The 21,463-nt window shown below is 57.7% G+C and carries 17 protein-coding genes and 3 pseudogenes; 11 read left to right on the forward strand and 9 right to left on the reverse strand.

Going from position 1 to position 21,463, the window contains the following annotated elements:
• Nucleotides 1-371: 371 nt before the first annotated feature.
• A complete protein-coding gene (locus AB4P90_RS25760; protein WP_010562423.1) occupies nt 372-719 on the reverse strand; it encodes a helix-turn-helix domain-containing protein in 348 nt (115 codons plus the stop codon).
• A gap of 140 nt (nt 720-859) precedes the next feature.
• Here AB4P90_RS25760 and AB4P90_RS25765 point away from each other — a divergent pair, with 140 nt between their 5' ends.
• From AB4P90_RS25765 to AB4P90_RS25775, 3 genes and pseudogenes are all read left to right on the forward strand, one after another.
• Nucleotides 860-1,213 (forward strand): hypothetical protein, encoded by a 354-nt coding sequence (locus tag AB4P90_RS25765; RefSeq protein WP_010562422.1) that lies wholly within the window; start codon nt 860-862, stop codon nt 1,211-1,213.
• A gap of 110 nt (nt 1,214-1,323) precedes the next feature.
• Nucleotides 1,324-2,112 (forward strand): hypothetical protein, encoded by a 789-nt coding sequence (locus tag AB4P90_RS25770; protein WP_010562421.1) that lies wholly within the window; start codon nt 1,324-1,326, stop codon nt 2,110-2,112.
• 576 nt (nt 2,113-2,688) lie between these two features.
• Nucleotides 2,689-2,915 (forward strand): annotated as a pseudogene (locus AB4P90_RS25775) (type II toxin-antitoxin system RelE/ParE family toxin).
• Nucleotides 2,916-3,013: 98 nt separating this feature from the next.
• On the opposite strand, the gene AB4P90_RS25780 reads toward AB4P90_RS25775, so the two are convergent.
• The 7 genes from AB4P90_RS25780 to AB4P90_RS25810 form a co-directional block, all read right to left on the reverse strand.
• On the reverse strand, nt 3,014-4,282 hold the full coding sequence (locus AB4P90_RS25780; protein ID WP_010562420.1) for an OprD family porin: 1,269 nt from the start codon (nt 4,280-4,282) through the stop codon (nt 3,014-3,016).
• 278 nt (nt 4,283-4,560) lie between these two features.
• Nucleotides 4,561-5,490, reverse strand: coding sequence for an electron transfer flavoprotein subunit alpha/FixB family protein (locus AB4P90_RS25785; protein WP_010562419.1), 930 nt, complete (start codon nt 5,488-5,490; stop codon nt 4,561-4,563).
• 2 nt (nt 5,491-5,492) lie between these two features.
• Nucleotides 5,493-6,257, reverse strand: a complete 765-nt coding sequence (locus AB4P90_RS25790) for an electron transfer flavoprotein subunit beta/FixA family protein (protein WP_010562418.1) — start codon at nt 6,255-6,257, stop codon at nt 5,493-5,495.
• A 60-nt stretch (nt 6,258-6,317) separates the two neighbouring features.
• A complete protein-coding gene (locus tag AB4P90_RS25795) occupies nt 6,318-7,556 on the reverse strand; it encodes a CaiB/BaiF CoA-transferase family protein (RefSeq protein WP_010562417.1) in 1,239 nt (412 codons plus the stop codon).
• Nucleotides 7,557-7,581: 25 nt separating this feature from the next.
• Nucleotides 7,582-8,784: a 3-oxoadipyl-CoA thiolase gene (locus AB4P90_RS25800; protein WP_010562416.1), complete on the reverse strand. Its 1,203-nt coding sequence runs from the start codon at nt 8,782-8,784 to the stop codon at nt 7,582-7,584.
• A 27-nt stretch (nt 8,785-8,811) separates the two neighbouring features.
• On the reverse strand, nt 8,812-10,341 hold the full coding sequence (locus tag AB4P90_RS25805; RefSeq protein WP_010562415.1) for a 3-hydroxyacyl-CoA dehydrogenase: 1,530 nt from the start codon (nt 10,339-10,341) through the stop codon (nt 8,812-8,814).
• A 3-nt stretch (nt 10,342-10,344) separates the two neighbouring features.
• On the reverse strand, nt 10,345-11,130 hold the full coding sequence (locus AB4P90_RS25810) for an enoyl-CoA hydratase (RefSeq protein WP_010562414.1): 786 nt from the start codon (nt 11,128-11,130) through the stop codon (nt 10,345-10,347).
• Nucleotides 11,131-11,366: 236 nt separating this feature from the next.
• Here AB4P90_RS25810 and AB4P90_RS25815 point away from each other — a divergent pair, with 236 nt between their 5' ends.
• The 3 genes from AB4P90_RS25815 (at nt 11,367) to AB4P90_RS25825 (ending at nt 14,784) form a co-directional block, all read left to right on the forward strand.
• Nucleotides 11,367-12,233, forward strand: coding sequence for an IclR family transcriptional regulator (locus tag AB4P90_RS25815; protein ID WP_010562413.1), 867 nt, complete (start codon nt 11,367-11,369; stop codon nt 12,231-12,233).
• Between the two features lie 57 nt (nt 12,234-12,290).
• Complete coding sequence (locus AB4P90_RS25820; protein ID WP_010562412.1) at nt 12,291-13,445, forward strand: acyl-CoA dehydrogenase family protein; 1,155 nt, start codon at nt 12,291-12,293, stop codon at nt 13,443-13,445.
• Between the two features lie 64 nt (nt 13,446-13,509).
• Nucleotides 13,510-14,784 carry an MFS transporter gene (locus tag AB4P90_RS25825; RefSeq protein WP_010562411.1) on the forward strand — a complete coding sequence of 425 codons (1,275 nt, stop codon included), beginning with the start codon at nt 13,510-13,512 and terminating at the stop codon, nt 14,782-14,784.
• Nucleotides 14,785-14,891: 107 nt separating this feature from the next.
• Here the strand turns inward: AB4P90_RS25825 and AB4P90_RS25830 are convergent, their stop codons facing one another.
• Complete coding sequence (locus AB4P90_RS25830; protein ID WP_010562410.1) at nt 14,892-15,818, reverse strand: LysR family transcriptional regulator; 927 nt, start codon at nt 15,816-15,818, stop codon at nt 14,892-14,894.
• Between the two features lie 181 nt (nt 15,819-15,999).
• Here AB4P90_RS25830 and AB4P90_RS25835 point away from each other — a divergent pair, with 181 nt between their 5' ends.
• From AB4P90_RS25835 to AB4P90_RS25855, 5 genes and pseudogenes are all read left to right on the forward strand, one after another.
• Nucleotides 16,000-16,686: a CoA transferase subunit A gene (locus tag AB4P90_RS25835; RefSeq protein WP_010562409.1), complete on the forward strand. Its 687-nt coding sequence runs from the start codon at nt 16,000-16,002 to the stop codon at nt 16,684-16,686.
• A complete protein-coding gene (locus AB4P90_RS25840) occupies nt 16,683-17,345 on the forward strand; it encodes a 3-oxoacid CoA-transferase subunit B (RefSeq protein ID WP_010562408.1) in 663 nt (220 codons plus the stop codon). The genes AB4P90_RS25835 and AB4P90_RS25840 overlap by 4 nt, the downstream gene beginning before the upstream one ends.
• Before the next feature lie 36 nt (nt 17,346-17,381).
• The gene (locus AB4P90_RS25845) at nt 17,382-18,359 is read left to right on the forward strand and encodes a nitronate monooxygenase family protein (RefSeq protein WP_221732857.1); all 978 of its coding nucleotides are present in this window, start codon (nt 17,382-17,384) and stop codon (nt 18,357-18,359) included.
• 103 nt (nt 18,360-18,462) lie between these two features.
• Nucleotides 18,463-19,652, forward strand: a pseudogene (locus tag AB4P90_RS25850) (MFS transporter).
• Between the two features lie 652 nt (nt 19,653-20,304).
• Nucleotides 20,305-21,278: pseudogene (locus AB4P90_RS25855) on the forward strand (FUSC family protein).
• Nucleotides 21,279-21,463 lie beyond the last annotated feature (185 nt).

Below are 21,463 nucleotides of genomic sequence, written 5' to 3' on the forward strand. Positions count from 1 at the left end.
GTGGCCAAACAGCGCATAGCCACACTCACCCATTAGGAGAATGAACGATGATCAGCCAGTGTTTGATCTGCGACTGCCAAGCCGTCCTCACCCTGGAGGCCGCAAGGGGCATCGCCTTGCTGATCGGCCTCGCCGATGGAGCAGTACGGGGAGCTCAGAACACGCATGAGAGCCTTCAGGATCGTCCCGGATACTACTCACTACTGAATGGGCTGGCCGCTATTGTTCCCGCCTACCCATCAGCGCTGCGAGTTGCTGACGATGTCGGAAAGTATCAGTTCGCGGGGTTCGATTGCTTATGCCCGCGTTGCGGCGCGCTCTTCGACAAGGAGGCAGCGGAGCTAGTGCCTCCGCCGCCGTGAAACAGCTACTCAGCTACGAACGAGACGCTTAACAAGCCCTTCCACCATGCCCATGACGAGCGTACGGTCGCTCATGTCCAGCGTCGACAGCAGATCGTAAAGCCGGCACGCCTGATCTTCCGGACGTGAACTTCCCTCGGTCAGCCAGTCGGCTGTCTCACAGCCAAAAATGCCCGCTAACTCCACCAATCGCTCGACGTTGGGCATCACGATCCCGCGCTCGATACGCGACACCGCCTCACTGCCAATCCCAAGCCTCTCGGCGACCTGCTCCTGACTCAGCTTGCAACGAACACGCTGGCGAGCAATTGCTTGGCCCACCAGCTTCGCCAATTGCTTCGATTCGGTTTTTGACATGCCACCCTCCACTTCAACCTGGATAGTTGGCGATCAACCTAGTGACATGAAGGACCTCTCAAACCGAGACTCACCCCTAAAGGTTGATATGCGACTTTTTTCTCTAATCGACAACCTCTTGCAGGGAGCTCAGAAAAACCATGATCGTCGTAACCGGCCTGAATGAAGCGCAGATTGAAGGCCTCGTGAAAAGCAATGCGTCTTTCGAGATCAATGGCCTCAGGGGCAATTTCATGGCAAGTATCAAACTTGTCGAAACCAAGATTGAAAGCCAGGGACTGAAGTGTCGAGTCAGAAGCGACGTAAAAAGTGCTGCGGTAAAAGGCGGCGCACTCGGTGCTGTATTCAGCGTCCTATCCATACCTGCAACGCTGACCGTGGTAACGCTCGGGGCCGTCGCAAGCGTGGGGCACAGTCTAGTTACCTACAACCCTGATTACGAAATCCTCAAGGACTACGTAAATCAGCGGCTCAAGGTCACCTACAAGAAATAATCTCACTCATTCCCACAATTACCAACAGCGTAACCCTATTGTTTTGCAGGGCTCGTTTGCCTCTTCACCGGTCGTTAATTTCGCACGAAGCAACAAACTGGAGAGAACCCATGAAACGGATAATCAGCATCCTGCTGCTCATCTTTTGCGCCAACGCCAACGCCGTGGTGGACCATTACGCCTGGGGTGCTATCGCCTTCCCAGACGAGACTTCAACCAATGGCCTCCCCGAAGCGATCCCATGTATTGCAAAGAAAGCTTTCAATGGTCAACCCATGCTGAAATGCACGTGGATGGAAACCACCCGCGATGTGCTCATCTGGGATGCCCAGCGCAAACAGGACGTGCGCTATGTCAACCAGGTAAGTGGCCAGTGCCTGCGCGGCAAGTGCCGTATAAGCAATGCGATGGTGGGTGAATGGAACCAAGATGTTTTGTTCACATTATCAATCTGGTACCGCATCGGCACCAGCACCGACGGCAAGCCGGTGGCCTACCGTGTCGATACCTCTCATCAGGTGTCGTATGCCGAAGCCGGTTCTATCCTGTACCAGTTCTACCTAGATATTAGCGTCCCTGATAACCAACTTGCTTCCACTTTCGACAAGCGCTATGAGGGTGGTTATGCCGCCTGGCAAGCTCAAAAGGGAAATGCCCAGGAAGCAGCTCAGTCACCTTCCAGCTCGGCCCAGTCCGAATGGCCCGACGTCAAGACCGCCTGGTGCAACCCACGTATGGATGACGATTGCTACATCAACAGCAAAAAAGTCCCTATTGCCGAACTGGGCAAATGGTTGCCGGACATCAGCGAATCGAATGCCGACCAGCTAGGCGGCCACTGTGAAACCATCCTCTGCTTCGACAATGATGACCATCCGATGGGCTACCTGTTGCAATAACAGTCCTGAGCACAGCAGCACGGTCGATGTAATAGGGGGCGCAGGCCCCCTATTGATTCTCGTTCTATCTTTTTTCGACCTCAGCCGATTCCAATAGGTAGGTACTCGACCAAGTCCGCCTAGCAGCTACAAAATATTGCGCCGTTGCCCTTCGGTAAACGGGGCCAGGCTCCAGTCGCCCATTGGCGTAATTACCGCCAGTGTGTTGAGACTCTGTATTGCCAAACTGTTTTGGCGCTGATGCGTCGTTGATCCGGACTGCCGGAACTCATTGTCCCGCCCGAATACCCAGCAAACGATAGTCCTGGGAGTGGAGAAGCTGCAGTTGGATCAATCAAAATCAGCCGCCCGGTCAAAAATGCATCACCGCCAACAGTTCGGTGAAGAACTAGCAAAAATCTCCCAGTCCTCGGCGCGCTATCAGTGGTTCAAAGTTGACTAGAAAGTGCTGGTCGAAGTCGACTGGTCGGCCGAATCGATCAGCGACGGGCCGTTCGACTATCCTTGCCAGAGCCTTGTCAGGGAACAGTTTGTTCACCTCGGTTTGATCAAGATGACGTTCAAGGTTCTGGTCGTATCTGCTGCCCCAGACATAACCATCAGCCTGCGGCCGCACGAACGGTACAGCCACTCACGGCCGCGCCGACCACACTGCTGAAAATCCGCGGATTGGCGAACAGCTGAAAAAATTTGAGCCCCCGGATGTGCGCCGAATACAGATCGGCCACGACGAGATGCGTTACGAGATAGTGAAATCCACTATCTACCTACTGCGCCTGTGGCAAACCCGCGAGGATCGATAGGTTTGCGCTGGGCCAGGCGGAACACGTCAACCTGGCGGGCTTAGCCTCCAGGACGCGGAGGGCTTTTCAGCGTTTTTTCCGTCGGCTACGTCCGTTACTCACCAGATCGGCAACGTATAACTGATGATCAATCGATTTTCATCTTGATCGTTGCCAAAGTTGGTCGAGCGTACGGTCGCATTACGCCATTTCACCCCAACGTTCTTCAGCGGTCCTCCCTGCACGACATAACCAATGTCGGTATCGCGTTCCCATTCCTTGCCCTCGGGACGGTTGCTGCCCAAGTCAACGTTGGAGCCGTTGAGGTAGCGGGTCATGAAGGTTAGACCGGGTATGCCAATGGCCGCGAAGTTGTAGTCGTAGCGCGCTTGCCAGGACCGCTCATCCTTGCTGGCGAAGTCGCTGATCTGCACAAAGTTCAACAGGAACGGGTCGGTACCATTGATGTAGGCGAAACCTGTGTTGCCGCGCATAGCTTGATAACCAAGGCCGAAGGCGTGACTGCCAAGGCTGTAGGTGAACATCGCGCCAAACGCATTGTTATCGACGTTACTGCCGCCATCGTCTTTAGAACGGGCGAAGCGCAGATCCGACTTCAATGACTGGCCGGTGGTCACCGGCAATATGTAGGTTAGGTTGACCATGTGCTGGTCGTAGAAATTGTCGAGATGGCCGTAAGCGTAGCCGGTGGTGAGGTTGCCGGTCCACTTGTAGTTCAGGCTGGCGAAATCGAAGCTGTCGCTGTCCACCCGCCGACTGATGATGCCCTTGGCGCCGGTGCGGGTGATGCTCATGTCTTCATAGTCTGAGGAGTCGCGCTGGTTAACCTGCGTCAGCCGCCCGGCATCCACGGTCAAGCCATCGATTTCCAGCGAGGTCAATTGAACGCCTTCGAAGGTTTGTGGCAGCAGCCGTGAATCGTTGGCCAATACCGTCGGCAGTTTGGGCAGCAGCGTGCCGAGCTTAAGCGTGCTTTTCGAGGTGCGCAGTTTCGCCGTCAAACCCATTTCACCATATTCGTCCTGGGCTCCTTTGCGTGTGTCGCTGTGGCGTTTGAGCAGGCCAGAGCCGGCGCGATCAGGACTGGAGTCGAGCTTGACCCCCAGCAGGCCGATGGCATCGAAACCGACACCGATCAAACCCTCGGTATAGCCCGACTCATAACGCAGCAGGAAACCTTGCGCCCATTCTTCTTGTTTGGATTGCGCTGCGTTGTACTGGCGAAAATCCCGGTTGAAATAAAAGTTACGCAGTTCCAGGCTGGCTTTGCTGTCCTTGATAAAGTCAGCAGCGGCGGGAGTCGAGAGGCTGATGACACCACCCGCGAGCAATAGTCGGGCGGCGAGTATTCGAGTGTTGCATTCCATGTTGGAGCCCTCAGTTTTTATTTTTTTAGTTGTGGATCTCACACAGGGCGATGAGGCCCTGGGGTCGGTTGATGAAACAGATGCGAAGTTTTCCGAATAGCCGCGACTAAAGAAGCCAGCTCGCGCGGGCATGTATGTATGTCGTCGGTCCTTCAATGGATTGGATACCGTAACGGTATTCTTCTACGGCCTCGTGGGCGCTCGACTCGGACTCACGCTGCGCTCATGCACACGGATCTGGCTGATGTCATAGCGCCTGGACTGGTCATCACGACGTTTCAGATCAATTGATGTAGTTTTGGTACGGTTTCGAACAAGTCCGCCACCAGGCCGTAATCAGCCACCTGGAAGATCGGCGCTTCTTCGTCCTTATTGATCGCAACGATCACTTTGGAGTCTTTCATGCCGGCCAGGTGCTGGATTGCGCCGGAGATACCGACCGCGATGTACAGCTGTGGAGCAACGATCTTGCCGGTCTGACCGACCTGCATGTCGTTGGGAACAAAACCTGCGTCGACCGCAGCGCGGGAAGCGCCAACAGCCGCGCCCAGCTTGTCGGCCAGGGCGTACAAGTGTTTGAAGTTGTCGCCGTTCTGCATGCCGCGACCGCCGGAAACGACGATCTTGGCCGCGGTCAGCTCAGGACGATCGGACTCGGCCAGCTGTTCGCCAACAAAGGAAGAAATGCCCGCATTGTGAGCAGCTGCAATTGCTTCGACAGCAGCCGAACCACCTTCAGCTGCGACGGCGTCAAAGCCGGTGCTACGTACGGTGATTACTTTGACGGCAGCGTTCGATTGCACGGTGGCGATGGAGTTACCGGCGTAGATTGGACGTTTGAAGATGTCAGCCGATTCAACCGAAATGATTTCGGAGATCTGGTCGACGTCCAGCAGCGCAGCAACGCGCGGCAGGATGTTTTTGCCGTTGGAAGTCGCGGCAGCCAGGATGTGGCTGTAACCAGCGCCCAACTCTGCAACCAGAGGAGCGACGTTTTCCGGCAGTTGGTGCGCGTAGGCGCCGTTGTCGGCCACCAGCACTTTAGCTACGCCTGCGATTTTCGCGGCGGCTTCAGGCACGGCGCCAACGTTCTGGCCAGTGACCAGGACGTGGATGTCGCCACCAATTTTCGCAGCGGCAGCCACGGTGTTCAGGGTGGCCGGGGCCACTACCTTGTTGTCGTGTTCTGCGATTACCAAGATAGTCATGATTAGATTACCTTCGCTTCGTTTTTCAGTTTCTCGACCAGTTCAGCCACCGACTTGACCTTGATACCCGCGCTGCGTGCAGCCGGCGCTTCGACTTTCACGGTCTTGTTGGTGGAGGCGGTGGAAACGCCCAAAGCGTCCGGAGTCAGCACTTCGAGAGGCTTCTTCTTGGCTTTCATGATGTTAGGCAGGGACGCGTAGCGCGGCTCGTTCAAACGCAGGTCGGTGGTGACGATGGCTGGCAGCTTCAGGGAAACTGTCTGCGCGCCGCCGTCGACTTCGCGAGTCACGGCAACGGTGTCGCCGGACACTTCGACTTTGGACGCGAAGGTGCCCTGACCGTAGCCGCTCAATGCAGCGAGCATCTGGCCAGTCTGGTTGTTGTCGCCGTCGATGGCTTGTTTGCCAAGGATCACCAGCTGAGGCTGTTCCTTGTCGACAACCGCTTTCAACAGTTTGGCCACGGCCAGGGAAGTCAGATCTTCAGCGGATTCGACGAGGATGGCGCGGTCGGCACCCAGAGCCAGCGCGGTGCGCAGCTGCTCTTGAGCGGTGGACGGGCCGACGGAGACGACGACGATTTCAGTCGCAACGCGCCCTTCTTTTATAGAGAGTTCTTTCAAGCGTACGGCTTCTTCCACTGCGATTTCGCAGAACGGGTTCATCGACATCTTGACATTGGCAAGATCGACGCCGGAATTGTCCGCCTTGACGCGAACTTTCACGTTGTAGTCGACCACCCGTTTGATGGCTACGAGGACTTTCATGACAGGCTCCAATGGTGAAAATTGACCCGACAGCTCAGGTGGCGTGCGAGGTCATGCATATCAGCGTTCGCCAAGTTGCTCGATGACGCCGCGTGCCTTCAACTCGGCCAGGCGTTCATCGTCCAGGCCCAACTGACGCTTGAGAACTTCATCCGTATGTTCACCCAGCATCGGGGCCGGGCGCAGATACTCCACCGGCGTGCCCGACAACTTGATGGGGCTGCCCACCGTCACGAAATCTGCCTTCAGCGGATGGGGGATGTTCACCAGCATATTGCGCGCTTTCACCTGCGGCTCATCCAGTGCCTGGGCAATGCTGTTGATCACCCCTATCGGCACGCCCTGCGGGTGAATACGTCGCACCCATTCATCGGCGGTGGCGCCGAGAAAATGCTGCGCAAGAATCTCGATGACTGCCTCCCGATTCGTCACTCTGTCCGCATTGCGCGCAAAGCGAGGGTCTAAAGGAAGGTCCGTCAGACCGATAGCCTCGCAGAGTCCAACGAACTGGGAGTCATTACCGCAGGCGATAACGAAATCCTGATCACTGGCGCGGAATACCTGATACGGCACGATGTTGGCGTGGGCATTACCGTAGCGGCCTGGGGCTTTACCGGAAGACAGGTAGTTCTGACTCTGGTTGCACAGTGTGGCGACCTGAACGTCGAGCAGCGCCATATCGATGTATTGACCCACGCCGCTTTTCTCGCGGCTGAGCAATGCAGCCTGAATGGCGACCGTCGAGTAGAGCCCTGTCATCAGGTCGGAGAACGCCACGCCAACTTTCTGCGGCCCGCCACCGGGTAGGTCATCACGTTCCCCGGTGATGCTCATCAGCCCGCCGATGCCTTGGATGATGAAGTCATAACCCGGCTCTGCAGCTCGCGGCCCGGTCTGCCCGAAGCCAGTCACCGAGCAATACACCAACCGCGGATTGAGCTGAGACAAGGAGGCATAATCCAGTCCGTATTTCGCTAAAGACCCCGCCTTGTAGTTTTCGATCAGCACATCACAGTCGGTGGCCAACGCGCGTACCAGCTCCTGGCCTTCGGCGCTCGCCAGGTTCAGCGCCACCGATAACTTGCCACGGTTGGTCGATTGGTAATAGGAGGCTTCACGTGTGGTCTCATCGTTTTGACCCTTCATCCATGGCGGCCCCCAACCACGGGTATCGTCACCCGCACCCGGTCGTTCAACCTTGATGACTTCGGCTCCCAGGTCGGCCAGGGTCTGGCCACACCAAGGACCGGCCAGCACACGGCTCAAGTCGAGCACGCGGTATCCAGTCAAAGCACCCATTTCATACCACCTTTTTTGCGCGCATTCAGACGCGCTCGATAACCATCGCCAGCCCTTGGCCGACGCCGATACATAGACTGACCACCGCGTAACGTTTGCCACTTAGCTGCAACGCCCGTGCGGTGCTCAGTGCCAATCGCGCACCCGAAGCGCCCAGCGGATGCCCTACGGCAATGGCACCGCCATGGGGGTTCACGCGAGGATCGTCGAAAGCAAGGCCAAGTCCTTTAAGACAGCCCAGAACCTGACTGGCAAAAGCTTCATTGATTTCGATGATGTCCATATCCGCCAAGCTCAGTCCGGCTCGCGCCAACGCCTTATGAATCGCCTCTACCGGACCGACGCCCATGATGCGAGGCGCCACACCAACGGCCGCTGCAGACAGGATTCGCACCATAGGTACCAGCCCATGGCGTTCGCCAGCGGCAGAGGAGCCAATCAGCAAAGCAGCGGCACCATCATTCACACCAGAAGCGTTGCCCGCAGTCACCACGCCGCCTTCGAGCAAAGGCTGCAAGCGAGTCAGTGCCGCGAAATCCGATTGCGGACGCGGGTGTTCGTCCTGTTCAATCACGTTGGGCGGAGTCTTTCGGCCGGTGGGTACGCTCACCGCAAGTAGTTCGTCAGCGAAGAAGCCAGCCTTGCGCGCTGCTTCGTACCGCGCTTGCGAGCCTGCGGCAAAAATATCGGCCTGTGTTCGGTCGATACCGTACTCATGGGCCACGTTGTCTCCCGTCTGAGGCATGCTGTCATTGCCAAATTCGGAGACGATTTTCGGGTTGGGAAAGCGCGCGCCGATGGTACTGTCGAAGACCGTCAAATCACGGCTGTAGGCGGCTTCAGCCTTGGCCATGACAAAGGGGGCGCGAGACATGCTTTCCACCCCGCCAGCGATGAAAAGTTCGCCTTCCTTGCAGGTCACCGCGCGGGCTGCGTCGATCACGGCGGCCAGACCACTGGCACACAATCGATTGACTGTCTGCCCCGGCACCGTCACTGGCAAACCGGCGAGCAGCGCCGCGTGGCGGGCGATATTGCGACTGTCCTCACCTGCCTGGTTGGTATTGCCGAGGATCACGTCCTCGATAGCGTCACCAGGGATGGCATATCGCGCAAGCAGTTCTCGAATCACATGAGCCGCAAGATCATCGGGGCGCACCGGTGCGAGTGCACCACCGTGACGACCGAAGGGAGTACGCAGCCCTGCGAAGATGTAGGCGTCGAGCATAAAAGTATCCTAGGCGTTAAGGTCAGGTCAGGTCAGTGTCGGCTCGGTGTGGCACAGCGATAGGCCGAGGGTCGCGCGTCGACGCAGCCAAGGGCTCGGCCGGTAACGCGGATCGCCGGTCAGTTCGGTCATGCGCTCCAGGATGGTCAGCAGGCGTTTGCTGCCAACGCTGTTACCCCAGGCCAACGGCCCCTTTGGATAACCCAGCCCTCGGCGAACACCTTCATCCAGGTCATCAACGCTGGCGATGCGCTGTTGGACGATATCGCCGGCCAGGTTGACGATCATGGCCAGCACACGCTGAGCGACGAAGCCGACACTGTCGTTGATCACGCTGACTCCGACGCCATCGCGAGCGAACACTGCATGTGCGGCATTTCGCATGTCGACTCGGGTGGCCGGGTTTAGCATCAACGTGCGGTAGCGAGCGCTGTCGAGCAGCGGGTCGATGCATACCGTGCGCGTCGGGTCGGTGGCAAAGCGTACCGCAGCGCTGGTGGCATCCAGGCCATAGGGCGCCAGCAGGCAGAGTGCTTCGCTGGACGGCGTGGCGTCCTGCTCTACCTGCGCGCCCAACTGCTCCAGCAACGCCATCAGGCTGACACGATCGGTCTCGTTCTCGGCCCCCAGCCACACCGGCGGTAGGGTCTCCATGATCGGCACTGCCTGCGCCGGGGGCGCATCGACCATTTGGCCATTGGCATACCGGTAAAAGCCTCGCCCGACCTTACGCCCGACGTATCCGGCCTCAAGCATCTGCCGAGTCAATGCGGCCGGGCGATAGCGAGGCTCCTGGTAAAACTGGTTATAGATCGACTCGATCACCGGGTGCGAGACATCCAGGGCCGTCAGGTCGAACAGCTCCAGCGGGCCCATGCGAAACCCCAGGCCTTCGCGCAGGATGCGGTCGATTTCGGCAGGCTCGGCCACGCCTTCCTTGAGTATTTGCAGGGCTTCGGTGCTATAGGCGCGTCCCGCATGGTTGATGATGAACCCCGGCGTATCCTTGGCCCGAATACCCCGGTGGCCCATGCGCGCCGCCAACGTCTGCAGGCGATCACCGACTAGCGGATCACTGGCCAGGCCGTCGATGACTTCGACGACTTTCATCAGTGGTACCGGGTTAAAGAAATGGAACCCCGCGACTCGCTCAGGACGACGACACTCCCGGGCGATGCTGGTCACGGACAGCGACGAGGTATTGGTGGCCAGAATGCAATCGTCAGCGACGACAGCTTCAAGCTGGGCGAGCAACGCCTGCTTGGCATCGAGGCGCTCAATAATGGCTTCGACGACCAGGTCGACCTCCTTGAGCTCGGTCAACGCGGTCGCTACCTGCAGGCGATCAAGTGTGGCCTGTGCATCTGCGCCGAGGATCTTGCCCCTGCTCGCCAGCTTGCCCAACGTCTGTTCAAGGTTATCGCGAGCAGCCTGGGCGGCGCCTTCGCGGTTATCGAACAACAGCACCTGGATACCGGCCTGGGCTGCAATCTGGGCAATGCCGGTGCCCATGATGCCAGCCCCCACCACAGCCATACGGTTGATCTCGCGTGTCATGCTTCACTCTCCCGAGAAGGTGGCTTTGCGTTTTTCAAGGAAGGCATTGGCGCCCTCTTTCTGGTCCCTGGAATCGAACAGCAACTGAAACGCCTTGCGCTCCAACGCCAGGGCGCTGTCCAGGGGCAAGTCAGCGCCGAGCAGCAGCACCTCCTTGATCTGCGCCACAGCCAGCGGCGGCAAGGCGGCTATTTCAGCGGCCAGCTCGAGGGCGCGCGGCACTGTGCGCTCGTCACTCACCACCTCGCTGACCATGCCCATGGCCAGCGCTTCGGGGGCCGGGACCAGACATCCCGTGAGGGCGATACGCATCGCCTGGAATTTGCCGACGGCGCGAATCAACCGCTGGGTGCCACCGGCGCCCGGCATCAGGCCCAACTTGACCTCCGGCTGGCCAAAGCGTGCCGACTGCCCTGCAACGATGATGTCGCAGTGCATCGCCAGTTCGCAGCCGCCGCCCAGGGCAAAACCGTTCACCGCGGCGATCACAGGTTTAGGGCAACGAGAAATGGCCTCCCACAGGTACTCCGTGTGGCGGCGATACATCTCGATAGGGCTGGCCTCGGCGAACTCGCGGATATCGGCACCGGCGACAAAGCACTGTTCACCACCGGTGAGAACGATCGCACGCACCCGTTCATTGCCAGCCAGGGCGCGAAAGATTTCTGCCAACTGTTCGCGCACGGCGCTGTTGAGCGCGTTCTTGACCTCGGGCCGCTGGATCCGTACGACAGCGACGGCGTCATCGCGAATGTGCAGAGTCACTACAGCGTTGGGCTGGGAGTCCATACCTACCTCTTATTATGTTTCGCTATACGAAACTGAATACCGTAATAATGATTAATCATAGAGACGCTTATAAATCCCTGTAAACAGGCAAACTGATAAATATTGTTTAATCCTTTAAATACAGGGTCTTACTAAATAACTATAAATGAGTTGGTTTTTTTTAAAGCAGCGAATACAATTTCGCCAGGCGAAACTGTATTTTATTTTCTTGCATTTCTCGAAAGCGAGGTTCTACCATGGGTCGCAACAAGGCAGATCACCAGGCCGTGGACCAGTCGAAAGGAACGGATGAAATCGGCTTGCTGAAGATGGGCATGCTCGATCCCGCCAGCGCGCTGAGCGATGACGAAAGCACTGGCCAGTTCGTGACGGCGTTGGCCCGCGGGCTTGAGCTGATGCGCTGTTTCACGCCGCGGGACAATGTGCTCGGCAATCAGGACCTGGCGCGGATGACCGGGCTGCCCAAACCGACCGTGACGCGGCTGACCAATACGCTGATGCGGCTGGGCTGCCTCAAGCGTGAAGTACATTCAGGCAAGTATCAGCTGGACGTCGGCGTATTGGGTTTCGGTTACGCCATGTTGTCGAACCTGGCGATTCGCACAGTGGCCCATCCGTTGATGGAGGATTTGGCCAATCACGCTCAGGCGGCCGTCGCGATGGCCGCCCGCGATCGACTGCAGATGGTGTACCTGGATGTGGTCCAGGGTCAGGGCAACATGACCATGCGCCGGCAGATCGGCAGCTACTTGCCGCTGGCACAGAGTTCGGTGGGCCGGGCGTGCCTGGCGGCGATGCCGGAAACCGAGCGGGAATTTCTGCTCGACCACATTCGCCAGCGTGAAACGGAGCAATGGCCAGCCATCCGCAAGGGCCTGGACAGAGCGTTCAGGGATTACGCCGACTACGGCTTCTGCCTGTCAGTCGGTGAGTGGCACCGCGACGTCAACTCCGTCGCAGTGCCGTTGCTGCACCCGCAGTACGGGTTGCTGACCTTCAACTGCGGTGGACCGAGCTTTCAGCTACCCCGTGAGCAGCTCGTGGACGATATCGGGCCTCGCCTGATCAACATGGTCAATAACATTGGCGCCGCTGCTCGCTGACGCACGGAGTAACGGCGCCCTAAAAAACCGGCTCGCTTGCGAGCCTTGGGAGCGCACATGATCCGTGATACCGAAACCCTGCAGATACTGCTGGATTCCCTTCGTCAGTTCGTCAGCGAAGTACTGATTCCCCGTGAGAACGAGGTGGCCGAGACCGACAACATCCCGGACGACATCGTCGTGCACTTGCAAGAGATGGGGCTGTTCGGCCTGACCCTGCCGGAAGAGTTCGGCGGCATGGGCGTGACCATGGAAGAAGAGGTCAAGATCGCCTTCGAACTGGGGCGTACCTCCCCGGCCTTTCGTTCTTACATCGGGACCAACAACGGCATCGGCTCTATCGGCATTCTGCTCGATGGCAGCCCGGAGCAGAAAGCCAGGTACCTGCCCAAGCTGGCCAGCGGCGAGCTGCTCAGTGCCTTCTGCCTGACCGAACCTGACTCAGGGTCTGATGCCGCCTCGCTCAAAACCACGGCCGTGCGTGACGGCGACAGCTATACCCTCAACGGCACCAAGCGCTTCATCACCAATGCGCCCCACGCCAACATCTTCACCGTGATGGCGCGCACCAATCCGAACATCAAGGGTGCCGGTGGCATCAGTGCGTTCATCGTCGAGCGTGACACGGTCGGGATTTCCCTGGGTAAACCCGATCACAAGATGGGCCACAAAGGCGCTCACACCTGCGACGTGATCTTTGAAAATGCCCGCGTTCCCGCCAGCCAACTGATCGGTGGCGTTGAAGGCGTGGGTTTTAAAACCGCCATGAAAGTCCTGGATAAAGGTCGCCTGCATATTGCCGCCCTGAGCGTCGGCGCCGCCGAGCGCATGTTGGCCGATTCACTGCAATATGCGATTGAGCGCAAACAATTCGGCAAGCCGATTGCCGAGTTCCAGCTGATCCAGGCGATGCTTGCCGACAGCAAGGCGGAAATCTATGCAGCCCGCTGCATGGTCCTGGATGCCGCACGCCAGCGTGACGACGGACTTAACGTCAGCACGCAAGCCTCCTGCGCCAAGATGTTCGCCACTGAAATGTGCGGACGGGTTGCCGACCGTTGCGTGCAGATCCACGGTGGCGCCGGTTACGTCAGCGAATACGCGATCGAGCGCTTCTATCGGGACGTCCGTCTGTTCCGCATCTACGAGGGTACCACTCAGATCCAGCAGATCGTCATCGCCCGCAACATGATTCGCGACGCACAAGGCTGACCCCTCAAACCTTCAAATACGCGTTAAAGCCCCCCCTTCCCTATAAATACAATAAGGAAACGTTATGGAAGCTTCTGCTCATGTCGGCGCAAGTGCGCAGGCCAAGACAAACACTTGGGTGCTGGTATTTATCTTCTGCTTTCTAGGACTTTTGATCGACGGTGCCGATCTGATGTTTCTTTCCTACAGCCTCAGTAGCTTGAAAGCCGAATTCGGTCTGAGCAACATAGAGGCCGGCAGCCTGGGAAGCTTTACCCTGGCTGGAATGGCGATCGGGGGCATTTACGGTGGCTGGGCCTGCGATCGTTTCGGTCGAGTGAAAACGGTAGTCTGGAGTATCATACTTTTTTCAGTTGGCACGGCAGTGCTCGGCATGACGCATAACTATTGGCAATTCGCGATCACCCGTTTTGTGGCCTCGCTAGGGATCGGTGCACTGTATGTGGCTTGCAATACGCTGATGTCTGAATACGTACCCACTCGCTACCGCACAACTGTACTCGGCACGCTGCAAGCAGGTTGGTCAGTAGGTTATATCGTTGCGACGCTACTGGCGGGCTGGATCCTACCGATCCATGGCTGGCGCTGGCTATTCTACATTGCCATTATCCCGGTGATTTTGGCCGTAGTGATGCAACGCTTTGTCCCAGAACCACAAGCGTGGATCAACGCTCAGGCTGAGCGTGCCAAGCAAAAAATCGATGGCATCACGAAAGTAGCGAGCAAAAAAAGCGATAGTAAGTACAAACTTATTTTTAGCGACCCACAGGCTCGCCGCATGTTCATTTTTTGGGCTTTGACTGCTGGTTTTCTACAATTCGGCTATTACGGTGTCAACAATTGGATGCCAACCTACCTGGAAAGCGAACTGGGCATGAACCTCAAGTCCATGACGGCCTACATGGTTGGTACCTACACCGCCATGATCCTCGGTAAAATACTCGCAGGTCTGGCGGCTGACCGTCTTGGGCGCCGCGCCGTCTTCGCCTTTGGAGCATTGGGAACGGCACTCTTCCTGCCGGTGATCGTGTTATTTCAAAGCCCGGAAAATATCCTGTGGATGCTGGTGGTATTTGGCTTCTTGTACGGTATTCCATACGGTGTAAACGCCACGTACATGACTGAAAGTTTCGAGGCAAAATTCCGAGGATCTGCTGTAGGCGGTGCTTACAATATCGGGCGCCTGGGCGCAGCGATTGCTCCGGCAGCAATTGGATTTCTCGCCTCTCACGGCTCGATTGGCTTGGGTTTTCTGGTCATGGGCGCAGCCTATTTTATCTGCGGCGTGATCCCGGCGTTGTTTATCAGAGATAAGCAGTTCGACCCGCAAAAGCAATAGCGCTTTGTAATTCCGGGAGGCCTAGCGGTTCGCCGCCTCGCCTCTTTGCCTCGTGGCGGTGGAAACCTACGCGGCCTGGCACCATTGACTCACTCTGACGCCATCGGTTACCTGCTAATGCTGACGCTCGCTATGGACGTACTGCGGGCCCAGTCGCGTGCCATCTTGGTGAATAACTGGACGGCTGGTGACTGATTATTGCGGGCATGGATCATCGACAATGCCGTCGTCACATCACACCCTTCAATGCACCGAAACACCACGTCGGGCGGCATGAAAGTACGCGTCGATGCGGGCACGATTGCAACGCCAAAACCGGCCGCCACCATGCTGATCACGATCGACATCTGCGACGAAATGACTTCGACCCGCGGAACAAAGCCCGCAGCAGCGCAAGCCTTCATCGTTGTGTCATAGAAACCGATACCTTCCTTGCGGTGCACGCTGATGAGCGTGTCATCCTGCAAATCTTCCAGGCGCACGCGAGCCATTGCGGCGCAGCGATGATTGCTGCGCAGTGCCACCATCAACGGTTCGCGCAATACATCAAACAACGCCACCCCCTCGGGCAATGCAATGGGTGGACGAATAAACCCAACATCACACAGCCCCTTGGTCACAGCATCGATCTGTTCCTCCATATCCATCTGGTGCAGGACCAACTCGACGTGGGGCCTTTGCTGTCGATACAGGTACACGATACCGGGCAATGCACCTGACAACGCGGCCGAGGCGAGATAGGCGATCACCACCCGACCTGACCGGCCTTGAGCCACCTCTACGATGGCCGAATTGGCAGCATCGGCCTGACGTAGCATGGCAACCGCCTGGGCATAGAACACCTTGCCGACTTCCGTCAACTCCAAATGGCGTCGGCTACGCGACAATAGGCTGGCGCCCACGCGCTCTTCCAGTGCGCGCACTTGTTGGCTAAGTGCTGGTTGCGAAATGCCGCAGCGCTCGGCGGCCTTGGCGTAGTGCAACTCTTCGGCCAGCGCCAAAAAATAGCGGTAGTGGCGTAATTCAATTTCCATCACAAATAACCCATTTATCAACGGCTCTATAGACAGCCATTCCACCTAATTGTGATCCAGGTCGATACTGCCAGACATCATAAGACTAGCTTATAGAATCAAAACTTACGGTTGATTGATGTTATCAACTGCATTCCTGAAGATGAAGTCCTGCAAAGCGACGTGTTCAGGAGGCAATGCTGTGATTAACAAATATGTGGAGTCCCACACCGCAGCCATAGAGAACCTCAAAGATGGTTGTTGCGTGATGATCGGCGGCTTTGGCAGCGCTGGTTTGCCGACAGGGCTGCTTGAAGCAGTGCTCGACCAAGGTGCTCGGGATCTGGTGGTGATCTCGAATAACGCTGGCTACGACCGTGAAGGGGTGGCGATGCTGATCGCTGCCGGCCTTGTACGCAAGCTGATTTGCTCCTACCCCTTGACTGCGGGTGCGACCGTCTTCCGCAACGCCTACCGCGACAAGAAGATTGAATTGGAGCTGGTTCCGCAAGGCACCCTCGCGGAGCGGATACGTTGCGGGGGAGCCGGCCTCGGAGGCTTTCTAAGTCCAATCGGCATCGGAACCATGTTGGCCGACGGAAAAACCATTCACCGTGTCGGCGACGAAGACTACTTGATTGAGTTGCCCCTGCGAGCCGACTTCGCACTGCTGCGCGCGCGCGCGGCTGACCGTTACGGCAACTTGATCTATCACCTGACAGGCCGGAACTTCAATCCCCTCATGGCGACCGCCGCCGATCTGGTGGCCGTGGAGGTGGACGAGTTCTTGGAATTGGGGACAGTTGACCCGCAAGCCGTGGTCACACCCGGCATTTTCATCGACCGTGTTGTATTGGCCAATAAATCGGCAACTCAGGAGTACTTATGAACCCCGTTCTCAACCTTGAAAACGGGGTGACGCCGTGGACCCGTGAGCAGATCGCCGCACATGCCGCACAACACATACCGGATGGCGCCTACGTCAACCTGGGAATCGGTTTACCCACACTGGTCGGCAACCTGATGGCACCTGAGCGTGAAATTTTCCTCCACAGTGAAAATGGCATCTTGCATTTCGGCGCTCGCCCACCCGCTAACGAGGCCGACCCTTGCCTGATCAACGCCAGCAAGCAGCCCATTTCACTGCTGCCAGGCTCGGCCATTTTCGACTCGGCACTCAGTTTCGCAATGATGCGCGGCGGTCATCTTGATCTAGCGATTCTAGGCGCTTACGAAGTTGCTGAAAACGGTGATCTGGCTAATTGGACCCGGCTTGATCCTGGGACGCCTCCGGCCGTTGGCGGGGCCATGGAACTCGCCTTTGGCGCCAAGCAGGTATGGGTATTGATGGAGCACACCACCCAGGGTCGCCCTCGTCTATTGCGACGTTGCAACTTACCACTGACAGCTGCGGGTGTTGTGACGCGTATCTACACCAATTTGGCCGTGCTGGACGTCACCCAAGCCGGCCTACAAGTCAAGGCCATGGCGCCCGGCGTCACGTTCGACTACCTGCAGAGCCGTACCGAAGCCAACCTGCTGGCCTGACACCCACTACCACACGACGCTTAATCAGGAGACCTCATGTTATCAACCAACTTCACCCGAACCTTCGGGGTCATGCACCCCATCATCCAGGGCGGCATGCAATGGATTGCCCGCGCCGAGCTGGTGGCCGCCGTTGCCAACAGTGGCGCTCTGGGTTTTCTCAGCGCTCTGACGCAGCCCAGCCCAGATGATCTGCATGCGGAGATCGAGCGCTGTCGCCAGATGACGACTCAGCCGTTTGGCGTCAACCTGACCTTCCTGCCGGCGATCCGGCCGATCCCCTACGACGAGTACATCGACGTCATCATCCGCAGCGGCATCAAGATTGTCGAAACTGCAGGCAACAATCCGGTCGCCTATATGGACCGCTTCAAGACAGCCGGGATCAAGGTCATCCATAAATGCACATCGGTGCGGCACGCGCTCAAGGCCGAGCAGATCGGCGTCGATGCAGTCTCGATCGACGGCTTCGAGTGCGCCGGCCACCCGGGCGAGGATGACATTCCCGGCTTGGTACTCATCCCTCGTGCGGCCGACTCAATCAAAATCCCTCTGATCGCTTCGGGTGGTTTTGCCGACGCCCGCGGCCTGGTGGCAGCCCTGGCATTGGGCGCCGACGGCATCATCATGGGCACACGCTTCATGGCCACCCAAGAGGCGCCGGCTCACCCCGACATCAAGCGTCGTCTGGTCGAGGCTGACGAGCGCCAGACCGAGCTGGTTCTGCGCAGTTTCAATAATACTTGGCGCGTGCACAAAAATGCACTGACCGAACAGGTAATCAGTCTCGAAAAGCAGACGGGTACGCAGTTCCCGGATGTGGCGCCGTTGGTGGCCGGCACGCGTGGCCGCGCGGTCTACAGCAGCGGTGACTGGGACAACGGGGTATGGAGCGTCGGCATGGCCCAGGGTCTGGTTTACGACATCCCCACCGTCGAGCAATTGGTCTCGCGCATTGTCGGCGACGCGGGAGACTTGATTGCCAACCGGCTGGCTAGCCTGCGGACTGCCTGACCTTAGTCCGCCAGCCATCCTATTAAAACAATTAGAGGACGCAATCATGGCATTGGTAAAAGCCCAAATTGACACCTTAGCGCCTACGCAAGACAGGAAATAGATGCTGGTGTTCGGGTTTGCCTTTCTCGGTCTGATGGTCGATGGCGCCGACCTGATGTTTTTGTCGTACAGCCTGTCGAGCCTGACGAAAGAGTTCCAACTGACCAGTCTTGAAGCAGGCATGCTCGGCAGCATTACGCTGGTCGGAATGGCGATCGGTGGCATTTTCGGCGGTTGGGCTGCTGACCGCTATGGCCGGGTGCGGACTGTGGTCTGGACCATCGTCGTCTTCTCGGTCGGTACTGCCGCGCTCGGCATGACCCACAGCTACACCGAGTTTGCGGTATTCCACTTCATTGCTGCACTAGGCCTGGGTGCCGAATACGTGGTCTGCAACACGCTGCTGGCCGAGTATGTACCGACTAAGCGGCGCAGTACTGCCTTGTGCGCACTCCAGGAGACGTGGTGGCCACACTACTGAGCGGCTGGATCCTGCCGACCTACGGCTGGCGCTGGTTGTTCTACATCGCAATCATGCCAGTGTTAATGGCCGTAGTGATGCGCCGCGTTATTCCTGAACCACCTGCCTGGGTCGCTGGGCAGGCAAAAAGCGATGGTCAAAAGCACAGCGTCAGTCAGGAAAAACCTGAAAGCGCGATCAAGCTGATCTTCGGCAATCCGAAGCATCGCCGTATGTTCATTCTATGGTCGCTGACCGCCAGCTTTCTGCAGTTCGGCTACTACGGATCCAACAACTGGATGCCGACCTACCTGGAAAAAGAACTGCACATGAGCTTCAAGGCGATGACCCTCTACATGGTCGGCACCTATGTCGCCATGATCCTCGGCAAGGTGGTCGCCGGCTGGCTGGCCGACAAGTTCGGGCGGCGCGTGATGTACTCCTTCGGCGCGCTTGGCACTGCGCTGTTCCTGCCACTGATTGTGTTCTACCAATCGCCAGAAAACATTGCCTACCTGCTGATCTTCTTTGGCTTCCTGTACGGCATCCCTTATGGCGTGAACGCCACCTATATGACCGAGAGCTTCGAGACCAAGATTCGCGGCTCGGCCGTGGGCGGTGCCTACAACATTGGTCGCGTAGGTGCTGCGATTGCACCGGCCGGTATCGGCTATCTCGCCACCGGCGGCTCAATCGGCATGGGTTTCCTGGCGATGGGTGTTGCCTATCTGTTCTGCGGCCTGATCCCGGCGCTGTTCATTAAAGAGAAGCAATATGACCCGATGCACTGATGCCGGGCCCGCACGGCCCTCCTCTGACCAGCAACCTTCATCTTTAGCAGTCGGCCCCGTTCGAACCTGCGGAGAACACTCGATGAGCAATGCACAGATGCAATCGGCCAGCAACGCAGTCACTCTGGATCAATGCGGTAGTGTGCTAGTCGTCACGATGTCCGTGCGCAGCTTGACAGTTACATCCAGCAATCGGCGGCGACCTGCGCCGTAGCACTCAAAGGCGAAGTGAACGATGTTGCACTGCATCGGCTCTTTGCCAAGGCGATAAATCTGCATACCGCGCTGGAATACTCGGCGGCAGGCTCGACGGTCATGAAACACTCAATGGGCAGTTTTCAGGTCTGCACCGCAGCGACGTTTGCGCAATTGGCTGCGGCCCAGTCGCTGCAGGTAAAGCTTTCAAAAGCATCGCGAGTTGGCGGACTCGAACTGACGGGTGAATCGCAGGCATTGCTGGAAGCTATCGCCGTCAATCCATCAGCCATGCACATGGCTGTCGCATCACTGAACGAACGTGTCAAAGTGGCTTACTCGCGGGAAGCGCTCACCGTAGAACAGTTGCCCACGTCCAGGCTAATTTTGCTCGACCGGCTGAGCGTATTGCTCGAATCGCTACACCAGTCATTGGTACAATGGGAGTCGCTCGCTCATGGGAAGGCACGTGCGTTGCCATTGGCTTTTCACATCGATTCAGTCGCGCTGTACACAATGGTTTGCGAACGTTTCTTACCGTACTGCGGCAGCGTTGTTCTGCATTGTTACCGGCTGGTCGTCCGGTCCTGGTTTCGTGACGATCGTGAGTGTGATGTGCTCACTGTTTGCCACCCGGGCGGACCCCGTGGCGGGCGGTATCGGCTTCATGTCGGGCGCGGCTTGCGCGGCCGTCGCTGCGGCGCTGTGCAATTTCGTGCTGCTGCCTGCTGTATCCGACTTTGCCATGCTGGCGGTCATTACAGGCGGATTCATGTTTGCCGCAGGACTGGCAATGCGTCATCCACGTACCGCTGCGCCGGGGGCCAGTTTCGCGATTATTTTCTGGAGTCTGTCCCACCGCAAAACACATCGCAGATGTTCGACGCTGCCGGTTTCTTCAATGGTGTGCTGATACTGCTGCTCGGCATCGCATGCGGCACGTTGATTTTCGCCCTGATCTTCCCCTCCAACCTCCTTGCAACCCGATATCGGCTGCATCGCGCCGTCCGCAGGGATTTTAGGCGTATTGGCCGCCATCCGAACAGATGGTCTTTCAGGGGGTGGCAGACCCGGACCGCGGACCGTCTGGGCCGCCAACTAGCGACCGCCAACGGCGACATCGATACCCAGGCCGAACGTGAACTCCGAGGGCTCTTGGGCGCCTGGACGATAGGCTATGCCACCATTGCGTTACATTATCTCGCCGAAGATTTTCACCCGGTACGTCGGCCTGTGGTTGTCATCCTGGGGCGGCTCACCAACGCCGATTCATTGCGCCTGGCCACCGCAGCCCGTTCCAGTGCACGCAGTTTCACCTGGCAATCTCGTGGCGCCAATGAACGCAAACGCCAGGACCTGTTGCGCGCGGCAATTCTATCGTTATCCATTACCGAGGCAGCGACAGAACACGAAGATTTTCTGGGTGAGTGATCGCTTGAAGTATTGATATCACGTTTAGGCGCCGATCCTGCAAAAGGCCTGAAGGAGGCTCGACAAAAAAGCAGTGATAGATGTCGTTTACTGCGAGATGGCATTGACCCCTTACAAGCTCGTGACAACGAACGAGCTGTGCAACTCACTACTGAACAGCAACGAAAAAGCAAATCAATCAACTT

Source organism: Pseudomonas sp. B16120, from assembly GCF_044218845.1.
Lineage (GTDB): Bacteria > Pseudomonadota > Gammaproteobacteria > Pseudomonadales > Pseudomonadaceae > Aquipseudomonas > Aquipseudomonas paracarnis.